Below are 25,524 nucleotides of genomic sequence, written 5' to 3' on the forward strand. Positions count from 1 at the left end.
AAGGCGAAGACCGAACAATCTGTCTGGCACCCAGACTCATTCTGACTGAAACACAAAACTCCTACGAGTGAGTCCGCTCCTCAGTCACCTCAGATGACTCTGCGGAAACCCGCGGGGCATCCGATCCGCAGGGTCAGGCCACTATTTCTTCTGAGGCCTGTTTTTCAGCGACTCAAGCAAAGCCCGGGCCGGTCCGCTCGCCGGAACCATCTTAAGAGCACTCGCAGCGCAGGACGCCGCCGCGTCATATTGTTGCTGACTGACATAAAGGTTTCCGATCATGACGAGAAACTCCGCCAGTTCACCTGCATCACCCCCGATGACCTGCGGCAGGAATACTTTGCACTCCTCAAATTCCCGGAGCACTGCAACAGTGTTCGACTGCCGGCCCGCAATGCACAGCTTAAGATAGTGCGCATGTGCGTGGACAAGCTGACGCTGCTCGTCGCTGATATACGCAACACGATCTGCCAGTAAAAGATTCGCCTGCGCATCCGCGGCTTCAAGGTCGCCGTCTGTAAGGTTCAATTCGCCAAGTTTGTGCACCACCATCGGATTAGGATGCGGATGTGCGGCTGAAATGACGAGAATCTGACGGATCGAACTCCAGGTCGGAATGTAGACAAAGGAAAGTGTCCCCAGGATCAGAATCACAATACCGGCGACCGCACATCCCACGGCCATCATCGATCCGAACGCAGGGTGCTCACTGATCCGAGGGCAGCGACATCGACTGGCGGCGACAGCAAGCAGGCAAAGCAGAGCAGCAGATGGCAGGTAACTGTAGCGATCAGCGTAGTCAATCGCGCCCAGCGGGAAGAAACCGGCAACGGGTGCCAGAACGACGGGATACGCCAGCAACAGAGGTAACCAGTTACGCAGTGAGCCACTGCTGTGGCAGCACCGACGGTAAAGGTCCCCGCAGACAACACAAAGCACAGCCACAATGCCCACAGATAGTACACTGGCTGAATCAGATGTCACACGCGAGTGCATCGGATACAGCCCGGCGGGAACCAGCATCTTCTGGATGTACCAGAACAGGTTATGAACAACCACGGCCACCCGGCGAACGACAGGGACGTGTGCCTGCACGGCGTCGCCCTGAGCAGCTATCGTAATCGGCACAAAGACGGCAGCAATCAGGATGTACGGCCAAAGCCGCCGTACCCAGCCTCCGATGTCAACCTTCCTGGCCAAGTGCCATTCATAGAGAACCAGAATCAGCGGGAACGAGATAGCCATTGGTTTGGAAAGCAGCGCCAGGATGAAGAAGATCAGCGTCAGCACCGTGCGCGGCTTCCCTCTGTTACGACCGTGGATATACAGCACCAAGCCCCAGATGTACCAGGCCGCACACAGGACATCCTTTCGTTCGGATATCCAGACAACCGATTCGACCCGCTGAGGATGCACCGTCCAGATTAATGCGGTTATCAGGGCAATACACGGGCCCACCTTAAGCAATCGCAACAGAGCCAGCAGACCGCAGGCGGACACAATATGCCACAACAGATTCTGCAGGTGGTACACGAACCCGTCGACGCCGCCAATCGCGCTGTCAATCATATAACTGAACATCGTCAGCGGGATGTACATCTTAAAATACGCTGACGTCAGCCAGAAATGGATGTTCTCTGTGGAAATAACCAGACGCGACTGATTGTTGAGAACATAGATATCGTCATCGAAGCCATCGAGCGGCGGCAGCGACAGTCCGCCGGCAAAGACCACCAGTGCAGCAATGGCAATAATCAGGCAGGCGATGAGGTCGTGACGGCGGCTGTACATGTTCCCGACTATACGACGCCGGTGAAAGATTCGCCAGCAGAGCCACTGCACACCCGGTTCCCTGCCACGCAGGGAATCGGATTGTGAAATCATCAGTCATCCAGATCAGCGTCTCTTCATACCCAGACTTTCCTTTCCCACACGCGGTCTGAGTAAATAGAAGAGAAATCCTCGAATCCAAACCTGCCCAACACGGCATCGGTTGACCGAAGAACCGCTGCCGGCCACAGAGAAAACCGGGCAGAAGCACAAAAGCCATCGCAAAAATCAAAACCGAACAGCCCGGTTACCCGAAATCACAGGAAGCGTCACTGTCAGCACGCTTAGGAAACTCGGCACAGTCGTCAGCAGAACTTCTTCGATATCGACCGGTTTGAACTACATGCCAGGAACGGTCAGAGGCTGACCGTTGTCACGGGAGCTCATGGCCAGAATGAATGGCACCGCCTGCTCAGCCCATTCGTCCGGCGATGGATAACTGTCAGCACCGCTGCCGAAACAGCTTTGCAGCATATCCGTGTTAATGATCCCTGGATTCAGCGGAATTGCCGCCATCCCGGCCGGAAGGTCTTCTGCCAGGGCGCGTGTCAGACCTTCGATGCCCCACTTTGAGGCGCAATACGGGGCCACATCCGGTGACACGGATCGGCCCCAGCCACTGCTGAGATTGATCACGACTCCTGCGGACTGTTGCACCATCGCCGGAACAAAATGCCGAATCGTATTGGCGGTTCCGTTGATATTCACTGCTGTCAGTTGGTCAAATTCCTGGGCCGTGATCTTCCACAGCGGTGCATTGGCGTTGATGGTTGCTGCGTTGTTGATTAGAAAATCAGGTGGCCCGTACTGCTTAAGAATTCGGTCGGCCCACGATGATACCTCAGCATCGGAGGACACATCCACAACATCAAACTGATGCTGCAGTCCTGGTCGTTTCCGCAGTTCTTCAATGCCTCCTTGAGATCGCGCACAGCCACAAACCGTACACCCGGCATCTGCGAATCCCGCAGCCATCGCTCGCCCAATGCCCCGTGACACACCCGTAATCACAACGATGGTCATTCTACCGGCTTTTTTCCGAAGTCGCTCGATGCGATGGAAATCCACCGCAGTTCCAAACATCCACGGATCGTAGCATTGCAGACGAGGTTGTGTAGTATTCGCCTGCAGACACCGGCAACCGTGAACAGCAAAAGCACCGCAACTCCGGTTGGCCGGTTGAAAATGTTGAACGTGACCCTCAGGAGGAACCGGACGCCGAACAAATAACGATAGTTTGTAATACGTGTCCCGACGATCAGTCTGTGCACCAGTCGCAGGCCATTACCGAAGGAATCCGTTACAGTCGGAATTTTCGGCTATAATCCGGACAGCGGGGATCTCCGAAAGACGGACGACGGATTGATTCTCCCGAAACTGATGCCGTCGAATCAGGCCGATTGCCGGGTCGCCCCGGTCGACATCTAAGTGCCTGGCATTTCACTCAAAAAGTCACAACACCTTTTACTTTGCCGGAATTCCTGGATGGAAACAGAACTTAAGCTGCATCTGAAGGCGTTCATCGCGCTGTCGGTAACCGCGTCTCTGTCATCACACGGTGCGGCTGCAGACTGGCCCACGTGGATGGGACCGAATCTCAATGGAGTCTCTGCAGAACAAGGCTGGTCAACGAACTGGCCGAAAGACGGATTGCCTCAGGTGTGGTCCACGGAAATTGGAATCGGTTTCAGTTCTGTCAGTCTTGTTGACGGGTTACTGTACACGATGGGCCACTCCGGCGGAAAAGAGACCGTCTGGTGCCTGCAGGCCGGAACGGGAGACGTTGTCTGGAAACAATCGTATCGGGCAGAACGCAATTCGAATTTGTATGAAGGCGGCCCCGGTTCCACTCCCACGGTCGACGGAAACTCCGTTTACACGCTCAGCGTGGATGGTCTGCTTGCCTGTTTCGAACGGAACACAGGAGACCTAGTCTGGAAGACCAGTCTGCTGCACGAACTCGGTGTCGGCCTGCACGAATGGGGTTTTAATTCTTCCCCGCTGATTCTGGGACAGCAATTGATTGTTCAGGGGGGACGGATTGTTTCCTTTGATAAAACAACGGGAAGCAAAAACTGGCAGTCCGGAAAACATCGGGCCGGATACGGATCGGTGCGTGCCTTTTCCCACAACGGTGAAATGCTGCTCGCCAGTCTGGACTGCGATGGTCTGCGAATCAGTGCCGCAGAGGACGGCCGTCTGGTGGCCTTCGAAACCTGGAAATCACCTTTCGGAACGAATTCCACCACACCGATTGTTACGGAAGACACGATTTACATATCGAGTGGATACAATGTTGGCTGCGGTTTGTTTCGATTTGGGGACGGGAAACTCACCACGGTCTACCGCAGCCGAAGAATGCGAAACCATTTTAATAACAGTATTCTGCTGGACGGATATCTTTACGGAATGGACGGCAACTCCAACCTGGGTCGAGTCGTCACACTGACGTGCATGAATTACCAAACCGGCGAAGTGAGATGGAAGCAGCGTGGTCTGGGGTGCGGCTCACTGATGATTGCGAATGACCGCCTGCTGATACTGAGTGAGAAGGGCATGCTGGTTGTAGCAGAAGCAACACCAGGTGAGTACAAAGAACTGGCTCGGTCACCATTTCTTGAAGGACGATGCTGGACGGTTCCGGTGCTGCTCAACGGTCGAATCTACGGGCGCAATGCAGCCGGAACTCTTAAGTGCGTTCAGCTGCCGCAGGAGTAACAGAGACCGCTGGTGATTGATGGTACGTTCACGGAATCCCGGCACAGCCGTATTATTTTTCTGAGGACCAACATGAAACGGTTTGAATTACGATCGGTTATTTATTTTCTGTTTGTTTTACTGACGGTTGTTTCATTCGCGCGAGCGGGCGACGAAATTTACCGTCTGGGAAAGGAGTCGCTGCCGCAGGACAATGTTCCCAAAGGGGAACTCACCGAATACACCTGGAAAAGTAAAGTCTTTCAGGAAACCATTCGCCGCTACTGGGTCTACGTTCCCAGCCAGTATGATGCTTCCAAGCCGGCGGCCGTGATGGTCTTTCAGGATGGTCATGCTTACGTAGATAAGGACGGCTGGTTCCGAACTCCGGTCGTATTCGATAATCTGATTCATGCCGGTGAACTGCCGGTTATCATCGGTATCTTTATCGATCCCGGGCACAAAACGGAAACATTACCGCAGAAAGCCGGCTGGCGTCCCCGCGCGGCAAATCGAGACTTCGAATACGACTCAATGTCGGCTCTGTATGCTCAGTTTCTGCTGGAGGAAATTCTGCCGGAAGTTGGTCAACAGTATCAATTGACCGATGACCCCGACCAGCGGGCAATTTGTGGAATCAGTTCCGGCGGAATTTGTGCGTGGACCGCAGCCTGGCAGCGTCCGGACGCGTTCCGTAAAGTGCTGAGCCATGTGGGTAGTTTCGTAAATATTCGGGGTGGACATGTCTATCCGGCATTGATTCGCAAGTCGGCTCGGCGCCCGATTCGCGTGTTCCTTCAGGGCGGTTCAGAAGACCTCAACAATGCTCACGGGAACTGGCCGCTGGCGAATCAGCAAATGGCGTCGGCACTGGACTATGCCGACTATGATTACCGGTTTGAATACGGTGAAGGCGCTCATAACGGTATCCATGGCGGTGCAATTCTTCCCGATTCTCTGCGGTGGCTGTGGCGCGATAAAAGATAAATGAGCGACGCGGTTCACAGACGACAGCCCGACTTTGTAACAAGCCGGGCCGATCCGCCGTTGCCGTCGCGATTGTCCTTATATCCGGCCCCTGCCGTCGCATCTGTAATTCGAATTCAGCTGATGATGGACAGCAGGAATCTCCGGACGGGGATGTGACTGTTGAGACACGGAGATAACCACAGCAGGTCTCTGCACCGCAAACCGCCAACGTTCGCGTACAGTACGTGAATTCTATGATGAGTCACTGGCAGGTATCGCTGCTCCGGCAAACTGCTGATGACACAGTCCGCCGCCAGTCAGGAAAGTCACACCGATTCATAGAATATTTCCCAGGGACCCGGGAATGCTTGAACCAGTGCCCGCTTCAGAGAAACTGTGGCATGTCCGGAGGGTGATGCTCCATTCATAATCTCAATCTGCAGGAAAAAACAACATGCTGGGTGCGTCGCTTGATACCAACAACTACATGACGCGACTGAACGAGGAACTGGACCGCATCGATCGGTCCGACATGCAACGCTGGTCCGATGCGATCTATGAGGCGTGGCAGTCCGGGAATTTTGTGTACATCATCGGTAATGGCGGATCCGGGACCACGGCCAGTCACATGGCCGAAGATCTCGGCAAGAGCACCCTTCACGAAACCGATCTCAATGATGAGTCGAAAAAAAGACTCAAAGTACTCAGCCTGACAGACAACGCCGGCTGGCTGATGGCTGTCGGGAACGACCTCGCGTATGACCAGATTTTTGTACAGCAGCTGATGAATTACGGTCAGCCGGGAGACGTGCTGCTGGCAATCAGCGGATCAGGCAACAGCCGGAACGTACTGAACGCCGTTGACTGGGCCAATCGACATGAATTGAAGACGTTTGGTCTGACCGGCTACAGTGGAGGAAAACTAAAAGACATGCAGCAGGACGGTCTGCATGTCGCCCTCGACGACATGGGAATGGTGGAAAGCATTCACCTGTGTCTGTTCCACTGGGTGCTCAACGACGTATTTGCCAGAATTAACCGTGAAGGTCGTTACGCGGGCTGAACATCTGCTGCGGGGACCGGTGACCGCAGCCTGACACCAGTGACTTTTCCGCTGCACCTGCAAACTCCCGATGCGGATACTGACACCTGACGACACTGACACCTGATAACAGTTGCATCTGACGCAATGATCCTTGGAATTGAAATTGGCGGTACCAAGCTACAGCTGGGTGTCGGACGTGGTAATCAGGCAAAGTTCGAGACTTTGCTGCGTCGTGACGTGATCGCAGAGAATGGTGCTCAGGGAATTCTGCATCAGATTCAGGAATGCGTCACACAACTGACCCGGAAGTTTGAAATCGAATGCGTGGGCATTGGTTTCGGGGGTCCGGTCGATGGAGCAAACGGACGTGTGACCACCAGCCACCAGATTGAAGGCTGGACCGGTTTTCCGTTTGTGGACTGGTTCCGGGACGAGCTTCACCTCCCGGCATTACTGGGAAATGACTGTGACTGCGGAGCACTGGCTGAAGCCAAATACGGTGCCGGCCGCAACTTCCGCACGGTGTACTATATCACGGTCGGAACGGGTGTCGGAGGAGGACTGATCATCAACGGACACATCCACGGTACAGATCGACCGGCAGCAGCAGAAATCGGGCATTTGCGACCTGGCCTGCATGCCAAAGCTGCTGATGCCACCATCGAATCCATTGCCAGTGGTCCGGGTATCGCTGCGACTGCCCGCGCGTGTCTGCGAGGTCCTTCTGATGGCATCCACGATCGGCTTTTGGCAGGCGGTCTCCCCCGGCTTGCGACCGAAGACAAAGCAGACCTGTTGAAACGCTGCGCAGGAAATACAGACGCCCTGACGGCGCTAATGATTGCTCAGGCGGCGGAAGCCGGAAATACGGGCGCTCGATCAATCCTCGCCACCGCCACGGATGTACTCGGCTGGGGAATTGCTCAGGTGATGGCCCTGATCGACCCGGATATTGTGGTGGTCGGGGGCGGAGTTTCACTCATGGGTGAAGCCCTGTTCTATGCTCCGTTGCGGGAGGCCGTTTCTCAATATCTGTTTCCGCCCATCCAAGGTGCCTGGCAGCTGGCTGCTCCGACTCTGGGCGAAGAAGTGGTGGTACACGGAGCAGTGGCACTTGCCGCCGGTTCCGAATGCTGATGCACGGCAATGGGATTCACAGACGATCTGTGGCTCCAAATTCCATGAAGCCAGCCACATCAGGAATTACCGGATGAACAGTATGTGACAAACCGTTATTCTGTGTCCTCAACAGACCATCCGGTTTCATTCCTCCTCGGAACAATTTGTTTGAATCAACTTAGGCGCACGTATTGTGCGACGGAGTCCGGTTATGCAGTTTCCCTTTTTCTTCCAGGAACATCTAAGTCGCCGGCAGTGGATCCAGGCTGCCTCAGTCGGTGCTGCCGCAGGATTAATCAGCCGCGAACCAGGTTTCACATCTGAACAACTCACCTCAGAAAAACAGTTGCGGGTCCACAGCCGGTCACCTTTGAACGCGGAACCGGAGCTGAACGATTTGGTGGAATCGTGGAACACTCCGGTCAAACATTTTTACGTTCGCAGTCATGCACCGGTTCCGGAGGTGAACCGGGAGACCTTTCGGCTGAAGGTTGAAGGCATGGTCGATCAGGAATTGAGTCTGTCGATGGATGAACTGGCAGGCCGCATCCCCGCTGCCGAGGTGACTGCGACACTGACTTGTGCGGGGAATCGACGGAGTGAACACAGTCTGGTGAGACCAACAGGCGGAGTACAGTGGAATGCCGGTCCGATCGGAAATGCCCGCTGGGGCGGCGTGCGGCTGGCCGATGTGTTACGGATGGCCGGATTGAAAACCGGGGCAAAGCATGTGTGGTTCGAGAGTATTGACCGAATTGAGAAAAAAGGTCGTACATTTCCGTTCGGAGCCTCCATCCCCATAGCGAAAGCCCTGGAGAAGACCAGGGACGGAAACAGTACATTACTGGCGACAAACATGAACGGTGTTCCACTGCCGGCGGACCATGGATATCCCGTACGCACAGTGGTACCTGGTTATGTGGGTGCTCGCAGCGTCAAATGGCTTGGTCGAATTGTGGTCAGCGACCGGCCTTCGGAGAATCATTACGTTGCCAACGCTTACAAACTGGTTGTGAATGGTGATCCGGATGAGTTATCAGCTGCCACGCCTGTTTATTCATTCCCGATTAATTCCGCAATCTGTCTGCCAGGTGCGCCGGCACAGCTGGCCGGCGGTCAATTGACCGTACGGGGTTACGCACTTCCTCCGGGGGAATCGGGGCGGACGATCCGTCGAGTTGAGATTTCCACCGATGGCGGACACCACTGGCATCGGGCGGCACTGATGTCTCCTGCCCGCGAATTCTGCTGGCGACTTTGGGAAGCCACCGTGTCATTGAACTCCATGACCAGACAATTGATTGTACGAGCCGTGGATTCCACCGGTGCCGTGCAGCCGGCAACAGTCGACTGGAATCTGAAAGGCTATCTCTACAACGCGTGGTACCGTTTGCCGGTTCAGGTTGGTACGTAAGCTGACAACGCGTGCTCAGTGAACAGCTCGGCTATTGGCCACTGTCATGCCTGAATCTCGCCGGCAGGTTTGTTCCGGTGTAAAAGTCCGTTTGTCTATTCCTCAGTTTTCCGATTGTCTGGAGACATTCCATGTCAGTTTTGACCCGACGCACAATGTTATCGGCATCGGCAGCCGGCATGATGGCAGGAGTGAATGGTGTGATCGGTGCGGCCGGTTCCGAACAGGCGTTCACGATCCATGAGATTCGAACCATCAGTGAACAGTCGGACCGCTATCACGGCTGGCCCACCCTCATCCGTCGCCGCAATGGAGAACTGCTGGTGGTGTGTTCCGGCGGGCGGGAATCTCACGTCTGCCCGTTTGGGCGAATCGAGCTGATTCGATCGTACGATGACGGAGCAACCTGGAGCTACGCTCGTACGATTCTCGACGGTCCGATCGATGATCGTGATGCAGGGATCGTGGAAACGGCCAAAGGGACTCTGCTGGTCACGACCTTCACATCTCTGGCGTTTGAAGCGTCGTACCGTCAGGCGTTAAAAACTGTGGGATCTGAAAACCCGACGATGTCCTCCGGGCAGTTTGCCCGATGGCAGGCCGCGTGGCACCGACTGCCGGACGGACGGCACGCAACCCATTTGGGCTGCTGGATGCTGCGTTCGGAAGACGGAGGCACATCCTGGTCTCCGGCCTGGAGGGTTCCGGCAAACAGTCCCCATGGTCCCGTCAGTCTCAGCGACGGTCGACTGATGTACGCAGGCGCCGATTTGTTGAGCCAAACGCAGCGAGTGGGTGTGTGGATTTCAGAAGATGATGGTAAAACCTGGAATCTGCATGCAGAACTGCCGGCCCGGGCAGGCGACGATCCGCATGAATACCATGAACTGCATGCTGTTGAAGCCGTTGACGGACGCTGGATTGTGCATATCAGAAATCACAATTCCGCCAACAACCTGGAAACTCTTCAGACGCACTCGATGGACGGCGGAAAAACGTGGGCTGAACCGTATTCAATTGGGGTCTGGGGTTTACCGTCTCATCTGCTGCGTCTGACTGATGATCGACTGCTGATGACGTATGGTCATCGCCGACCTCCCTTTGGAACTCAGGCCCGAGTGAGTGATGACAACGGGATCACCTGGTCAGATCCTGTAATGCTTCACGGCGACGGTTCGACCCGCGACCTGGGATACCCGTCCACGGTGGAAATCTCCCCTGGCCGGCTGGTCACTGTCTGGTACGAGGTGTTACCTGACAGCAGAATGGCTCAATTGCAAATGGCCAGATGGCAACTCCAGTGACATCTGACACGTTCTTCTGAAAGACCGACAGTTCATTCGATCGATTAAATGCAGTGTGCTGACAGTGCGTACGGTAACGGAACGGCAAACGGCCCGGAGCACAGTGACTGCAGGATCAGGCCAGTTTCTTTTCTGCCACGGTACCGGCCGGCGTGGTTTTTACGTCATATCCGGCCTGTTCAAGCTGTGCACGAATTTCGTCCGACCTGGGCCAGTCTTTTGAAGCACGTGCTTCATCCATCATCGCACACAGTGAGATCACATCGGGCTGGCCGTCGGACTCGGTCTGTTCGCTGCCGGCAACACCCAACGGAGCCACCGCCAGGACCGAATTGATGCGATCAAGTACTCCCAAAGATTCAGCCGCATCCGGATGATCACCGGACGCCCAGGGCAGTACAGCTCCCAGCGCACCAGCAACATTCACGTCGTCTGCAAGAGACTGACCGAAGGCCTGCAGTATCGGATGTGATGCGTCAACGACGGCGGATTCGGATGTCTGCGATTCCAGACGTGATCTCAGCTCATGCAGTCGCTTTACCACACCGGCCGAATCCTGCAGTCCCTTCTTTGTGAAGTTCATATTCGATCGGTAGTGTGACTTGATGAGTTCCAGACGCAGGACTGCCGGATGGACGTCATTACCGGTCGCACGTCCTTCCAGGACATCCCGAACGGTCCAGAAATTGCCGGTACTTTTGGACATTTTCTCACCTTCAACCATGAGAAAACGAGCGTGCATCCAGAATCGAGCGAACGAATCAGCGCCTGTTGCACCACGGGACTGAGCAATTTCACATTCATGATGCGGAAAGATGAGATCTTCACCCCCCGTGTGAATATCAATCACATCTCTGCCGAGGCGTTTGCGGGCCATACATGAACACTCGATATGCCACCCGGGGTAGCCGGTTCCCCACGGCGAATCCCACTTCATAATGTGAGAGGAGTCGGCTTTCCACAACATGAAGTCAGCCGGGTGTCGCTTACCGGCCTGATCGGTATCACGAATTCGACCACCGGCCCCCGTCTGCAGCTGATCCAGGGTGTTTCCGCTCAGCTTCCCGTAATCACTGAAGCTTTCCACACTGTAGTAAACCACGCCGTCCGGTCCGACGTAGGCATGATCCCGGTCAATCAACTGACTGATCATCTCCTGCATTACATCGATATTTTGAGTTGCGTGCAGAATATTGTCGTCGTATTCAAAAGCGACCTTCATTCCAAGCTGCCGCGCATCTTCCAAAAACGCATTGGTGTAGAAGTTTGCAATTTGATAAGGATCATCAGGATTTTCGACAGCACCTTCGGGAACTTTGCCTGACTTCTTGTCTTCTTTGATTCGTTTGGCAGCGGCTTCCATTTTGTCTTCACCCGCGCCGTCAGCCACAGCATCATCGGTCATGTGACCGACGTCAGTAATATTCATCACCTGGTGAACGTTGTGTCCAAAGAACTCCAATGTGCGACGAATCAGGTCGGCAAAGAGGAATGACCGAAAATTCCCGATGTGAGCAAAGTCGTAAACAGTCGGCCCGCAGCTGTACATACGGACGCATTCACTGTCGACCGGCTCAAAGGATTCCACAGAGTTTGTCAACGTATTGTAGAATCGAATGCCCATTGACATCCCTCAGGTCAAAAGATCAAAACGGAACACCGGCGGTGATTGCCGGCAGCAGGAAATTTGCGTCAAGGAAACGCCGGTCAAAGAGACAGAATCTGTGCTGCAGCAGTTTAGTTGATTGCCGAATGTTCGTCAGGCGGAACCACACGAACTGTCCACCGGCAGCTGCGAGTCAGACAGCCACCTTGAGAGTGGCTGCCGAGGGATTCAGAAATCAGTAACCGATAGTCTGCCCGACCTTTTCAACACCCAGCACGCGGGCCTTTGGACGCTGCAGATCAATTAAGACCGGTTGAGATGTCTGCGCATAGCCAATGTTTCCGGCGATATCTCTCGCGAGCAGCCGGAAATGCATACTGTGCGGCATATTGGGACTCACCGGCCATTCATAACGACCACGATCAGCCTGCCAGTCAAAGACAGGTACCCACGGACCGGCCAGTGACGTGGCCCACTCCAGTCGCACGACCGTCGCCTGAGTGTCAAACACTCGCCATGTCAGATTAAGGGATGCCGTTCCGCTGGCGAGAACCTGAGGCTCACCAAATTCCACACCGGGAGCCGTCTGATCCACTGTAACCACAATTTCAGGTCGGTCACCAGGCTGCGGAGGTGGATCAACAAAACCGACTCCGTTTCGAACACGAATCGCAAAACCAAACGTCCCTTCCCCCTGAACGTCCACCTGCATGGGACTCTGCATATCGAGGTCATTACCATACCGAAACCACTGCTGACCGTTATCTTCAGTCACAAACAATTCGACAGCACTCACTCCGGAGGGTCCTACATCTTCCAGACTGTAGGTAACATTGAATACAGTGTCTGAAACCAGCTGTGACATCGGCCTGGCCAACGTCGGATTGGTCGAGACAGACTGGTGCCCGGTCATCTGCCACGGCTGACCCGACGAATTCATGACCGGTGCCTGAGTGTCCGCGATGCTCTGTACCGGAAACGGTGAACGCAGCACCGACCGACGTGAACCACCAGGGTTGGCGGGGGCTGGCTGCTGTGAAGGAATCATCGTGGGCGGCAGACCACCCTCACCGGAGGGCATCTGCAGCGGCTGTCCGTAAACAGGCAGCGTCGGACGCTGTCCCTGCTGCCGGAAGGGCGATGGTCCTACAGGGATTCCGATTTCCGACGGTGTCAAGCCGGATCCGTCCTGCCGACTCGTACCGTCTGCAGACGGCACAACTGAACGAGACACAGCCGGGGCTGCAGCCAGCACAATTTCGCGACTGGCCGTCCCGGTATTACCCGCCTGATCCGACAGTTGCGCCCGAACAGCCATTGAACTTCCGGATCGCGACTGAATCGTTGTGAGACCGGAAGCAGACGGAGGAACGTCAAGCATCTTCCAGCGTCCTTCCGGCCCTTCCGCGTATTCAATCGCCAGTGTTTCAGGAACAATATCATCGCTGCTGGTCCAGCGTACTTCGACGCTGCCGTTGCCGGCATCGCTGAGATCCAGGTTAAGAGTTGGAGCCGTCGTGTCAACCACCACCTGGATCTCCGGTGTCAGCGGCCCGGGAGATTCGTCCATCTTCCCGGCCGGATCTGTCATACGAATGGCGAACTGCCATGCACCGTCAGTTGGAGCGGAAAATTCAAAACCGCCTGAAGACAGAGGAACACGCTGCAATTGCCGCATAGGTCCGCCGTCTCTGGAACCAAACAACACAGCAGACCATTCATTCGTTCCGTCACTGTCAAAATCGACAACGAAGGGTATCCGAAATCTCGTTGAATTGGTCAACCTGGTAAGCCCCGGGTCTGCAGCCACAGTATTGACCGCCATCAACCCGGCCAAAACCGAGACCGTCGCTGCGGAAGTGATCCTGTACAGTTTCATCCCGACGTTCCTTCGTGTCGTACCCGGACGTCTAAACGGCCGTGCAGCCATCAATACGTCCAGCTCGTCAAAGCCAGCTTCAATCTATTCAGACGTAATCTGTATCGGAGGCAAAAAATCAGCGACTTGATCGGAATCTGTCACTGGTGACGTCAGCATCGATTATACAAATCATAAATTACCCAAACCTCCGCGATGCTGACGTCCTAAAACGTTAATCGGTAAATTCAACCGGTTGCGGATTTGGTGTGCACGCTAAAACTGCGACTTCGCATCCATTAAACTACAATATGAATCAGAGTGACGTTGCAGTGCTTATGCCGCTCTGAATATGTCCGGACAGCATACGTCCGCCAGTGAGGGCGTATCGCACGCATGTCACTGACACAACACCACGATTTGTTTCCATGATGTGACTCAGGAATATTTAGATGACAAACACAAAAGTTACGGTGCGAGACAATGGTCCCCTGCTGCTAACCGGTTTCGGCGTCGTTGAAGACGCTGAGGGAAGTGCGTTCGACACAGGTGGTAAAGAAACGATCGCACTTTGTCGCTGCGGCGCAAGCAAAAACCGTCCGTTCTGTGACGGATTTCACCGCGAATGCAACTTCGAAGCAGTGGATCGGGTAACAGACAAATAAAGTAAATCGTGTTCACGCATTGTGCGACCGAAATTCACCGGCGGTACTGTGTATTTTGGTTTGCATGGCGCGATAAACAGGAACCTGCCCTTCTGAGACATTCTCTGTCCAAACTTGACAGGTGCTTCCACGTTTACAGTGTCTCTCTACACACTCACTTTGCCGGACACCCGGCCTTACTCATCTGACGTCAAAAACCGTACCACGTGTTACTAATGGTGCGATGCAGCCCCCCAAAAAAAAGGGCACCGGTGTGATACCGGTGCCGCGAGGATGACGCTTCATCAGGCAGTTGAGGGAGAGGGAAGGGGGGGAGAAGAGACGTGAGTGAGGGGAGGGGAGGATTGTCTCAACAGGTCGATCGTTACACGACCGCCCCCTATCTCAATTACCTGAACGCTGCGTCAATGTTACGTGAGAATCATCCCTGCCTGTCCTGGATGAACTTCTTTTGGCTGTCCGTAACGAAGTACGTGACCAGCCACCGGATTTAGCGGTTGTCAGTGGGGAATCTCCGGCGGGAAGAACCATTTTCTTTGGATCGCTGGAGACACCGCCGTCGAAATTCTCAATCGTGTCCAGTGGGACCATTTCCCGTGATTTACTGGAACGGTGATAATGTCCGTCATGATCAACACCCTCTCCGTCATCAGCAAACGGTGCTTTTTCATCATTGTCCCGACTGGCAGAACGCTGAAAACTGGGATCGGGTTCGGGATTTTGTGCCGTTCGGCTGTCTTCGATGATCGGCGCGAACGCCACCGCACTACCCGGTGCGTAGCCGCCGTACCCGTAAGCCAGTCGACTGCCGATGGGAACTGTTCGGTAGGCTGTCTGAGGTCTCATAACCGTAACGACGCGGTTGCGATACTCCAGCTTTTGAACAGCCACACGTTCTGTTGTTTTGTGAGCCACCATTTTAGTTTCATTGACGGACACTCGACGCGTTCCACGAACAGCCACCTGCCTGGTTACCGGAACCGTGCAGGCCATCATTTTGGGCACATACTGGCGAGACGTGTAGTATTTGGGTGTAAATGAAGATCGAAACGCGTAGCCGGTACGATTAAGCCAGCCAATCACTCCCGGCCGTGCATCCACCTGGCAGGGAGACATTTTTTGAGTTGGCGTGTAGCGAGTAATCCAGCGTCCCATGTCACGCGTTACCGTACGGTGCTCAGTAACATTCTGATACGACAGCGTAGGAATCTCGATTTCACGTTGAGTCGTCACCGGCCTCATCGCCGTCACTTCGCGGTCTTCATACGTCGTTCGGTAATACGGCTCGCGAACAGTCTGCTTTTCGCGACGAAATGTGGTGACCGGCACCTGCTGATAACAGGTCGTCTGTACAGGCTGAATCGGAACACATGAAGCAACCGGCGGGGCACCCACGCCGCAGTCGGAACAGCCATCTCCGAAATACTGGGCGTTTGCCGCTGACATACTCAGGACGACAGCCGTAATGAGAGCAGCACGGAACATCTGGCTGGGAAACATAGCGTTTTCTTCCCTGAAAGGACTTTTCTTCTCGCGCAGCAGCCAGCGCAGGTGTTGACTGTGTCGAGAGACAGGAGGGACTACCGAAGCGAATGATCCCCGTCAGTTACTCATGTTCATCCGCGAACATGAGCTGGGAATTTCGAATCCGGTGAGATGGTTTGAAGGTTGAATGGTTTTAGAGGTAAGCCGAAGAAGATATGCCGAAAGGTTGGCCGCAAACGCGAGAAATGGAGTAAACAAGCGTAAACACGTGGCATGTGGCTGAATTTGCCGAGATGTGTACCCCGTGCAGGGGTGATGTATCGGATCCTGTTGAATTGCGTCAAGGCCGTTTGAACGCACTTAAGCCAAACTTCTTTTTTCGTACGAATCCGACCATTCGCAGCTTCACGAACGGTGTACAAACCGGCAGATTCTGCCGTCCGTGCCTGGATCAATTTGCTCCGCGCATCAGCCTGCTCTGCATCGACACAGGAAATATCACAGCATGGATCTTCTGCTCCATCGGGAAACACTGCAGCGTATCTCCTTCCGATCACATAGCCACCGCACGAAAAAAGGCTGATCGGATTCTTAAGATCCGATCAGCCTCTTTCTCATTCGCCGAGGTTGCACAGTTTCTCAGGCTGCCAACCTCACATTAACAGACAGGCCCGTTTCTCACGCGGGCCACCGTCTCTCTCAGTTTGCCGCACCTGTAAGCGGCGGCGCCGACATCTCACATCAGCGCGACCCGGGATCTCAACTCCAGGTCAGTCTCTCTCGAAAGAATCCTTAAGCAACACTGATGCCAAAACCAGTTGATCCAGGACCACGCAGGTCGGGGACGGGGACAAAAACACGCAGGAAGACTGAAAATTTTCTGTCCAGCCGCCTTTCCTGTTTTTTTTTTTCGTCACCGAACCGGAACGCTACGTAATAGCTCAATTGCATATTCTACAATCTTCGGACGGTGAAAAGATTACAATGCAGTCCTTATCATTCCACAGAGGTTCACCTTACTGACCTGAACAAAATCAGACACATGCCGGAATTTCCGATAATGGACCCTCTTCATCCGCATGACCACTGGATGAAACGCGCACTCGACCAGGCCGTAGCTGCATACAACTCCGAAGAAGTCCCGGTGGGGGCGGTTATTACATACGAAAATCAAATCATTGCTGCGGCCCACAATCAGCGTGAAACACTCAACGATCCGACGGCTCATGCAGAAATGATTGCAATCACCCAGGCAGCTGATGCTTTGGGGTCATGGAGATTGCTGCAATGTACACTGTATGTCACTCTTGAACCCTGCCCCATGTGTGCCGGAGCTATTGTGCAGGCTCGACTTCCCTGTGTGGTCTATGGCACCAGTGATCCCAAAGCAGGAGCATGCAACTCGCTGTTTAACATCACCGGAGATAGCCGTATGAATCATCAGGCCGCCGTGCTGGGTGGAGTGATGCAGGAAGACTGCCGGGCGATCCTGCAGCAGTTTTTCCGGGAACAGCGGACATTGGGGAAGAAATAAACAGGCATGACCGAAATTCGTCCGCCATCAAAAATCACACACAGCCAGTTCCTGGTCGGAGCAGGTGTCACTGAAGGGTTGATGCTCCTGGCTGCGTTTTTTCTCGGCTGGCTGATGGAATTCCACCCGACAGAGGATCTGTACTGGAACTGGATCGATCTGGGCTATGGACTGCTGTCAACCTTGCCAATGCTGTTCGTACTCATAGCCATGCTGCTGCTGCCGGGGTCCGGAATTCGCGGGATCCGTGAATTCCTGCGAGACACATTAGGCCCCTTCCTGTCCGGATGCAGGATCATTGACCTGTTGCTGCTTGCGGTCCTGGCAGGGGTGTGCGAAGAAGTGCTGTTTCGAGGATTCGTGTATGGGTATGTGCGACAGTTTAATCAGGGTCTGGCAATTCTGATCTGCAATATGGCTTTCGGACTTGCTCATCTGGTGACACCTCTTTACGCGTTCCTCGCCGCAATCGCCGGACTCTATCTCACCGCGCTGGTTGCCGTGGATCCCTCGCCGAATCTGTTGATTCCGATCACGGCCCACGCCGGTTACGACTTCGTGGTATTTCTGTTTGTGGTACATGAATTTCGCCGGCATGTCACACTGTCATAGAGCAGCGTCGGAATCGTGTTTACCGAATACAGTAGACAGGGCGGTCAAGTTTCGCCGGTGGCTGTCCGGAACGACGTCGTTCCCGTCATTTCCATCTGACACAAAGACGGGCCCGGCACCTGAACTGCCGGATGCTCATTCTGTTCGCAGAAAAGGAGTCTGTTCCGCCTGAATAAGACCCACTGACTCAGCACACAGCAATGTGGACAGCAGACCCGGAATTGCAACCCGTCTTGACACAACCACAGTTTTGTCGCTTCAGGTCACGCCACCATCACCCACGGAGGCGATGTCCGTCATCAGTCGGTCCCCTAAGCAAACAGCGCCGAGACCGCTTCCGCCTTGACCAGCTCTCGAGGCTGATTCAGGTGGTTGTGGACGATCGTATCGGGTGCGATGCCAAAGCTTTCGTAGATTGTTGCCAACAGCTCTCCTGGATGGACCGGATCTTCCAGAGGGGCGGATGCCGTCTGGTCACTCTTGCCGTGTACATATCCACGCTTAATCCCGGCACCGGCTACCAGAGCCGTGTAACAGTACGGCCAGTGATCCCGGCCGTCATCAGAATTGACATTTCCTGAAGTGCTGACACCGCGCTGAGGAGAACGACCAAATTCACCCACGGCAATCACCAGGGTTTCATCCAGCAATCCGCGTTCGTCCAGGTCAGTCAGGAGTGTAGACAGCCCGCCGTCAAGCATCGGAGCGGACTGAGTCTTCATTCGTTTGGACAATCCGGTGTGGACATCCCATGAATGATTATCGCTGTTAGCCACCTTGGGCCAGACCACTTCAACCACTCGGGTTCCTGCTTCAACCAAACGTCGAGCAAGCAGGAGAGACTGACCGAATGTATTACGGCCGTACTGATCACGCAGTTCGCGTGATTCCTGTTCGATTGCAAATGCGTCCCGGGCTCTTCCGGATGAAATCAAAGACAACGCCTGCTCGTAGTACTGGTTGAGTTTGTAATCCTTCACGGCATTCTCGACCGCCGGCATTCCTTTGTTGATCACGTCACGTAATCGAGCTCGACGCTTCATGCGACCGCCGTAAACATCGGCACGCATTTCCAGATCAGACACATTGATGCGATCCATCTTCTTCATGTCCATGTCGTCACCGACCGGATACAGATAGTATGGATCGTAAGCTTTTCCGAGGAACCCGGCAGTACCGGCCTTGCCAACCACATTGCTTTCCTGCAGCGGTCGCGGCAGCATCACAAACGGCAGCATGGGGTCCACTGGAGGCTTCAGTCGAATGATATTCGAACCAAAGTTTGGAAAGTCTTTGGGACTCGGTGGCTCCAACTGGCCTGAGGGACTGACTTTGTCGGTCGTATAACCGGTCATCATCTGATAAATGGCAGCGGTGTGGTTGAACAGACCATTCGGCGTGTACGCCATAGCCCGAATCAGGGTTGCTTTGTCCACCACCTGAGCAAGTCGGGGAAGCAACTCCGTAAACTGAACACCAGGCAGTTTTGTATCGATAGGTTTAAATATCGATTTCACGTTGTCAGGAGTCCCTTCTTTGGGATCCCACAAATCAAGATGGCTGGGCCCTCCCTGCAGATAGCAGAGAATCACGCTTTTTGCTTTTCCCCAGCCTCCACCGGCAGACTCATTGGCCTGGACAGACTGCGCCTGAAGCAGACCACCCAAAGACAATCCCAGCATGCTGCTGCCACCGACTCGCAGAACGTCACGGCGAGTTACACCCAAACTGGAGTCACACAGGTCTTTACCCGGCTGGCCTGGAATACGAATCAGCATAGTTAGTTCCTGTACAAAACGTCGACGACAAACAGGACAGGCAGAAGATCGAAGGTCTTCTTAATAATATCAGATTTCGGCCGCGCATGGGAATAAATGTGAATTGATCACGTGTCAGCAGGCAACTGCTGCTGACAGGATACCCATTCTACGGGAATTAATCATCGATTGAATAAAAATGACGGACTGTTTACCAGGGCCCAGGCAAGGTCCTGCACCATTGTTTTCCGTCCATCAGCCAGTTGTTCTTGACTCAGTCGGGCTGCCCGTTCAAGACGCGACAACAGCTGATCCTGTGCCAGAGGCTGGCTGACCAGCTGAAGTTCTTCTTCTCTCTCTATGATTCCGGGGTCTTTCGGCCACGGCCGTTTACTTTTTGCGATCGACAGTACTCGTTTGCGACGCTCGGGTGACCTGCCCCCGAACCAGTCACGTAATCGACGATCCTGCTCTTCGCTTCTTCCTGCACTGACAATGGCCAAAATCCGGTCGATGTCCTGTGGTACGCCGCGTAAATCCGGATTTGCGTCATCGGTGACCGAAATACGAAACCGCCCTATTGCATGCGACCGTTGTTTAAACAGCTGTTCCAGTACGAACGTCAACACCACCGGTTCCGTGAACTTAAGTGGATCATTCAGGTGAAACACTGCCGATTGAGGCTGTCCCCCAACACCGGACACGGCCCATCCGTTGTCGTTGTCATTTCGTACATTGTCGACTGCATCGGTGACCGGAAAACCATCCTGGCTGCCTGAAGCTTCTGTTTTGCCAAACACCAGATCGGTGGGTGCCTTTGCCACATCAGATGCAGGTACCCACCGTCCTGCAATTTCAGTCAGCACGAACTTCCCGCTGTCTCCGAAACCCGGACCGAAGGAATCAATCGATTCATGGGGCAGGACTTCCAGTCGTACCGCAGTGATGCGACTCAGATTCACACCGGCCTTCATCGTATATTTGACCGGACTGGTGCTGTGTCCGTCTGCAAGGACACTGGCGTCAGCAAGCTTTGTTAACCGGGTATCCGTATCTGTGGCAAGTTCTGCAGCTTCCAGCGGGATCCAGGTAGTGGATCTCATATAGCCTGAATCAAACTCAGCGAGTTCAGCCGGCAGCGACTCTTTATCATATTCTTCCAGTTCTGCTGACAGTTGCGCAATCTGCTGCTGCTGCTGCTGTTGAATTTCCGCTTCTTTGGCGATTCGAAAACTCTCCAGATCTGCCGTGGCCGCAGCGATGGATTCTTCTCTGGCTTTTTCCTGACGCTTCTGTTCGTCGGCTATCTTCGCTCGGTACTCCGAGAGGGTCTGCAAAAGTGCTTCATGCTGCTGACCGGCATCTGCACCGATCTCCAGCGTTGCCTGAATCTCTTCCTCACGTGCCGGACGATTCAGAATTCTAAGGAAGATTTCATTGATCACTTGTTTGTCATTGTCATTTTCTTCCAGCAGTTTCGTAATAGCATTATTCGAATCGCTGATAGCACTGCTGACAGTCGGTCCGTTCATGAGTGCCATGACCGGACCCAGCTGAAGTTCAGAGGAACGCTCGCATTCACATGCACTTTCCCGAACAGGTCGTCCGAGGTTGGCCAGAAATCCATCCGGGAGTTTTGTCGCCGCATCGGCCAACGCTGCAGCCCGCGTGCCCTCCGGAACTCCGGGGATATTCATTTTCGCCCCGGTCACGGCGTAAATGGAATCATACAGAACTTCAGCAGGCAGTCGTCGGGCTTTCGCGTGAGAGAAGTTCAGTTGGTCGTCTTCGTTCCATTCGTTGGTATCCATGGACAGCTGATAAGTTCGGCTGGTGACAATTTCACGAGTCAGATCCTGAACATTGAATCCGGATTCAACGAATCGGTTTGCCAGATAATCGAGAAGTTCCGGATTGGACGGTGGATTGCCGGCGCGAACGTCGTCCAGTGGTTCGATCAAACCGGTGCCCAGCATGTAGCCCCAGATACGATTCACATATCCCTTAACGAAATAACTGTTATCCGGCGCCGTGATCCAGCCGGCCAGTTGTTGCCGTCTTGATGCCGCTTCCTGAGACGTAAAATCAACGGGATAAGGAAATGCAGGAGCCGTCACATCACCGGTACGGTCATGCGTGATTTCGCCTTCTTCTTTGTCGAAGACAACCTCGTACAGAGGTTTCGCATTTTCAACCGCCGTTCCACCAATTGTCTTGTCGCCACTCTGTTCATCTTTCTTCAGCCCAACGCGGGCGAAAAAGGCAGCCGTTTCGTAGTACTGATCCTGAGTCCAGCGTTCGAACGGATGATCGTGGCATTTGTTGCAGTTGAACCGAACGGCAAGAAACAGATGTGTCGTATTCTCCATCAGTGCATCGGGCTCGCGAAGGATCTTGTAATACGATGCGGCCGGATTGTCTTTGCTGGAGCCTGTCGCTGTCAGAATCTCGCGACAGAACTGATCATATGGCGTGTTCTGTTCAACGTGTTCACGTATCCAGTCACGAAAGGCCGTGGCTCCCTCTTTCGCCAGGAATTTGCTGTTAACCTGCAGCAGATCCGCCCACTTGTTAGTCCAGTACGTCACGTAGGCCTCTGACCCGATCAGCTGATCCACCAGTTCACCTCGTTTGACCTGGGTTTCCCGTTCATCGGCGAGAAATTCTTTCACCTGCTGCGCCGTCGGCGGCAGACCGGTAAGATCCAGATATATCCGACGTAAATACTCCGCGTCGGTACACAGCTCAGACGGACTGATTTTCATGCGCTGCCATTTTCCAGCGATCAGTTTGTCAATCGGCCCCCAGCTATCCGGCTGTTTCCATTCGAACCCGGTACGATCACCCATGGCCGTGATTGTGGTCGCCGCATAAGACCCCTCAAATCGAGCCAATACAGGTGCCTCTCCCCGCCGCAAGGTCGTCACGACACCATCAACATTGACGGCCGCAATGTCTGTGTTTCCACTGCTAAGAAACGACTCTGCTGTCACATCACCGGTTGTTCCGTCTGAATAGGTGGCAATCACCCGCATTTGCTGGCGAGCTCCAATGGTTTGCACAACCGGGTTCTGCGGCTCCAGTTGAATTCCCACCACTCTGACAGCATCCGGATCCAGTCTGGCACCTTCAGCAATCCATTGACGGATGATCCGATAGTACCTGGACCCCGGGGTGGTGAGTTGGCCACCAACGTGTGGTACCGCTCCGATAGCCTTTAAGAGCATCAGACTGTTATCGGGTGAAGCCAGATTGATACGTCGTGCCTTGAGATCGTCGGTCCAGGCACGAACATCATAAATCGGATCGTAGCCTCGAAGCGACAGTTTGAAGCCTTCCTTACCGTCTTTAGCTCCATGACAGGTGCCTGCGTTGCAACCGAGACGAGAGATCACCGGCATGACGTCGTGGACATAGCTGATCGGCTCTTTTGCCGTCGTCCCCTCTGCAATCAGCGGCACGGCCTTGATGTGGTTGCCTGTCTGTACGAGCACGGCCGCTGCTCCGTCACTCCGTGCCCACAACTGTCCGGCCGCCGTGATTTGTCCAATGTCTGCCGGCAAAGAGAACTTTGACAGGCGCGTCACATCGACTCGATCCCCTGTTTCCAGAATTCCGGTTACCAGCAGTTGCTGGTAACTCCACGGACCATTCAATCTGGCAACAGGGGGTGAAACTTCGATTGCGGTCAGCGGAAGTCCGTCCGGCAGTTTTTCATTCGACGACAGAGCATCCAGTTCCTTCACAGACTCGTCGGCGACGATCCCCATGGATTCGGAAGCAACAGGGTCAACTTCGACGGGCAGAAGTTCCCGCATGATTGCCCCGTCCGCCGGATTGATGAAGCGAATGACACCATCCGCACCGGCCGCCGCAATCGTTTTCCCGTCCGGGGCAAACCTAACCGCATAAACCGCTGTCGGAAGTTCGACCTGCATGACCGTCTCGATCCCGACAGTCACGTACTCTTCGTACTTCTCCCGTTCCTCGTCGTTCCACCGCCGCGGCTGCTTACCGAGAATCACTTTGAACTCGTCACTGATCGAGCTGTCGTATTCACTCGTATAGACGAACACCTGCCCCGTACCGTCCAGACTGCTGGCGCACACAATCATTCCGCCGTCTGCAGCAAAGTCAACGGAGTGAATTCGGCCTCGCATTGGAGGAAACCGACGCACGAGATTGGCATCATCGCCAATGACGCGTTTTGTCTGTCGATGCATCCGATAAATTCGGGGCGTCCCGTCAGACCCACCAACCAGCACCTCATCCCGCTGTGGATGACGAGCCACCGCTCCGATGCCCCCCTTCAGTGCACCAGGAGTAATTGAAGTGACATTGTCAATAAAACGTTGCGTCGACAGATTGTAAAGTTTCGTGGTCATGTCACGACCGACAGAAACGAGATGCTGACCGTCAGCGGAAAACACGGTGTCCAGTACCCAGTCGCCATGGGCTCCATTGAAGAAAACCTGTTCACCGGTACGCGAATTGAATGCACGCACAATTGAGTCGGTACAGCCAACGGCAATCAACGCCCCGTCCGGTGACCAACTGACACCGTAGACAGTGTCATAAGTCAACGGTAACGAAAGAGTCAATTGCTGAGTCGTGACATCCCAAACCTGAACTTCACCGGTACGCTCGGGCAAACCACCGGTCACTGCCAGACGATTCCCGTCGGGCGAAAAACTGACAGATTCAATACGGGCAGAAAGACCAATGAGCCGGCCAACCAGCCCGCTGCCATCAGCCCTGTGAATCAGAACTTCATGAAATCCTGAGACCGCCAGCAGCGACCCGTCCGGAGAATAATCGAACGACGTCACAATTGGCTGTCGGGAATAAACCGGAGGGTGATCAACGTCATACTTTTCTTTTGCGTTGTCAGGGGTATCATCAACTGCGCCGGCAGCGATCCACTTGTTAATCAAGTCCAGATCCGGCTGTGAGAGTGGCGTCTTTCCTTTGGGCATCGCCGCTTCTCCGTCAGCGGGCGTAATGAGGTCCACCAGGATACTCTCTTCCGGTTTTCCGGGGACAATTGCGGCGACATCCGATTCGCCACCGGCGAGCAGCCTGACAAAATCGGTCATGACGTATTCACCGCTTTGTCTGGCCGGTTGGTGACATCCCTGACAATGATTCTGAAAAATTGGACGAATCTGTCTGTAATAGCTCACGCTGTCGTCCGCTGCCGCAGTCAGGGACGTCAGCCCGGCGAAAACACCGATGAACACGAAGTGACGTTGTCGCATGGTCAGTGGAATTATCATAGGGATTGAGAAATCAGAAGACGATAGATCTGTCAAACAGCCGAAGAAAAGTGTTACTTCGTAAGTATCTGTCCGGCAGTAACAGGTTGCATGAAAAAAGAATAAATTTCACCCTGTAATTTTACACCACTCACGTTGACCTGCAACCTGCTGGTCGGGTTATGCGCTATGTGGCGAGTAGATCCGTTTTTCGGGGCTTTAGGAATTCACCGGGAGGAGTGCGTTTCCAGTCGGGCACCTTCTTGACACCCGCTTGACCTGTTCGCAGAAACCGTCGCACGCTTTCCCCAACTGAGGAGCCTTCCGGTTCTACTCACTCGATCGCCAGTTCAGGGCCCTCGAACTTGGGATCC

General features: G+C 54.3%; 16 protein-coding genes. 9 read left to right on the forward strand and 7 right to left on the reverse strand.

What is annotated here, in order from left to right:
- Positions 1-141 precede the first annotated feature (141 nt).
- Together MK110_06665 and MK110_06670 are read right to left on the reverse strand one after the other, a co-directional pair.
- Complete coding sequence (locus MK110_06665; GenBank protein MCH2210966.1) at positions 142-1,884, reverse strand: hypothetical protein; 1,743 nt, start codon at positions 1,882-1,884, stop codon at positions 142-144.
- 285 nt (positions 1,885-2,169) lie between these two features.
- Complete coding sequence (locus MK110_06670; GenBank protein ID MCH2210967.1) at positions 2,170-2,898, reverse strand: SDR family oxidoreductase; 729 nt, start codon at positions 2,896-2,898, stop codon at positions 2,170-2,172.
- 417 nt (positions 2,899-3,315) lie between these two features.
- Between MK110_06670 and MK110_06675 the strand changes: the two genes are divergently transcribed.
- From MK110_06675 to MK110_06700, 6 genes are all read left to right on the forward strand, one after another.
- Positions 3,316-4,548 carry a PQQ-like beta-propeller repeat protein gene (locus MK110_06675; GenBank protein ID MCH2210968.1) on the forward strand — a complete coding sequence of 411 codons (1,233 nt, stop codon included), beginning with the start codon at positions 3,316-3,318 and terminating at the stop codon, positions 4,546-4,548.
- 72 nt (positions 4,549-4,620) lie between these two features.
- Positions 4,621-5,514 carry an alpha/beta hydrolase-fold protein gene (locus MK110_06680; GenBank protein ID MCH2210969.1) on the forward strand — a complete coding sequence of 298 codons (894 nt, stop codon included), beginning with the start codon at positions 4,621-4,623 and terminating at the stop codon, positions 5,512-5,514.
- Positions 5,515-5,950: 436 nt separating this feature from the next.
- Complete coding sequence (locus MK110_06685; GenBank protein ID MCH2210970.1) at positions 5,951-6,559, forward strand: SIS domain-containing protein; 609 nt, start codon at positions 5,951-5,953, stop codon at positions 6,557-6,559.
- Between the two features lie 126 nt (positions 6,560-6,685).
- Complete coding sequence (locus tag MK110_06690) at positions 6,686-7,678, forward strand: ROK family protein (GenBank protein ID MCH2210971.1); 993 nt, start codon at positions 6,686-6,688, stop codon at positions 7,676-7,678.
- A gap of 193 nt (positions 7,679-7,871) precedes the next feature.
- Entirely contained in the window at positions 7,872-9,074 is a 1,203-nt protein-coding gene (locus tag MK110_06695; protein MCH2210972.1) for a molybdopterin-dependent oxidoreductase, read from the forward strand.
- A 131-nt stretch (positions 9,075-9,205) separates the two neighbouring features.
- The gene (locus MK110_06700; GenBank protein ID MCH2210973.1) at positions 9,206-10,378 is read left to right on the forward strand and encodes a glycoside hydrolase; all 1,173 of its coding nucleotides are present in this window, start codon (positions 9,206-9,208) and stop codon (positions 10,376-10,378) included.
- A 115-nt stretch (positions 10,379-10,493) separates the two neighbouring features.
- Here the strand turns inward: MK110_06700 and cysS are convergent, their stop codons facing one another.
- Both cysS and MK110_06710 read right to left on the reverse strand, forming a co-directional pair.
- Complete coding sequence (gene cysS / locus MK110_06705; protein MCH2210974.1) at positions 10,494-12,002, reverse strand: cysteine--tRNA ligase; 1,509 nt, start codon at positions 12,000-12,002, stop codon at positions 10,494-10,496.
- Positions 12,003-12,219: 217 nt separating this feature from the next.
- A complete protein-coding gene (locus MK110_06710) occupies positions 12,220-13,863 on the reverse strand; it encodes a hypothetical protein (GenBank protein ID MCH2210975.1) in 1,644 nt (547 codons plus the stop codon).
- A gap of 431 nt (positions 13,864-14,294) precedes the next feature.
- On the opposite strand from MK110_06710, the gene MK110_06715 reads away from it, so the two are divergent.
- Positions 14,295-14,507 (forward strand): CDGSH iron-sulfur domain-containing protein, encoded by a 213-nt coding sequence (locus MK110_06715; protein MCH2210976.1) that lies wholly within the window; start codon positions 14,295-14,297, stop codon positions 14,505-14,507.
- 384 nt (positions 14,508-14,891) lie between these two features.
- Here MK110_06715 and MK110_06720 read toward each other — a convergent pair whose 3' ends face one another.
- Positions 14,892-16,007, reverse strand: a complete 1,116-nt coding sequence (locus MK110_06720; protein ID MCH2210977.1) for a hypothetical protein — start codon at positions 16,005-16,007, stop codon at positions 14,892-14,894.
- Positions 16,008-17,052: 1,045 nt separating this feature from the next.
- Between MK110_06720 and tadA the strand changes: the two genes are divergently transcribed.
- Both tadA and MK110_06730 read left to right on the forward strand, forming a co-directional pair.
- A complete protein-coding gene (gene tadA, locus MK110_06725; protein MCH2210978.1) occupies positions 17,053-17,526 on the forward strand; it encodes a tRNA adenosine(34) deaminase TadA in 474 nt (157 codons plus the stop codon).
- A gap of 6 nt (positions 17,527-17,532) precedes the next feature.
- Positions 17,533-18,138, forward strand: a complete 606-nt coding sequence (locus tag MK110_06730) for a CPBP family intramembrane metalloprotease (GenBank protein MCH2210979.1) — start codon at positions 17,533-17,535, stop codon at positions 18,136-18,138.
- 311 nt (positions 18,139-18,449) lie between these two features.
- Here MK110_06730 and MK110_06735 read toward each other — a convergent pair whose 3' ends face one another.
- Together MK110_06735 and MK110_06740 are read right to left on the reverse strand one after the other, a co-directional pair.
- The gene (locus MK110_06735; GenBank protein MCH2210980.1) at positions 18,450-19,916 is read right to left on the reverse strand and encodes a DUF1501 domain-containing protein; all 1,467 of its coding nucleotides are present in this window, start codon (positions 19,914-19,916) and stop codon (positions 18,450-18,452) included.
- A gap of 161 nt (positions 19,917-20,077) precedes the next feature.
- Positions 20,078-25,153, reverse strand: a complete 5,076-nt coding sequence (locus tag MK110_06740; GenBank protein MCH2210981.1) for a DUF1553 domain-containing protein — start codon at positions 25,151-25,153, stop codon at positions 20,078-20,080.
- Positions 25,154-25,524 lie beyond the last annotated feature (371 nt).

This window comes from Fuerstiella sp. (assembly GCA_022447225.1).
Lineage (GTDB): Bacteria > Planctomycetota > Planctomycetia > Planctomycetales > Planctomycetaceae > S139-18.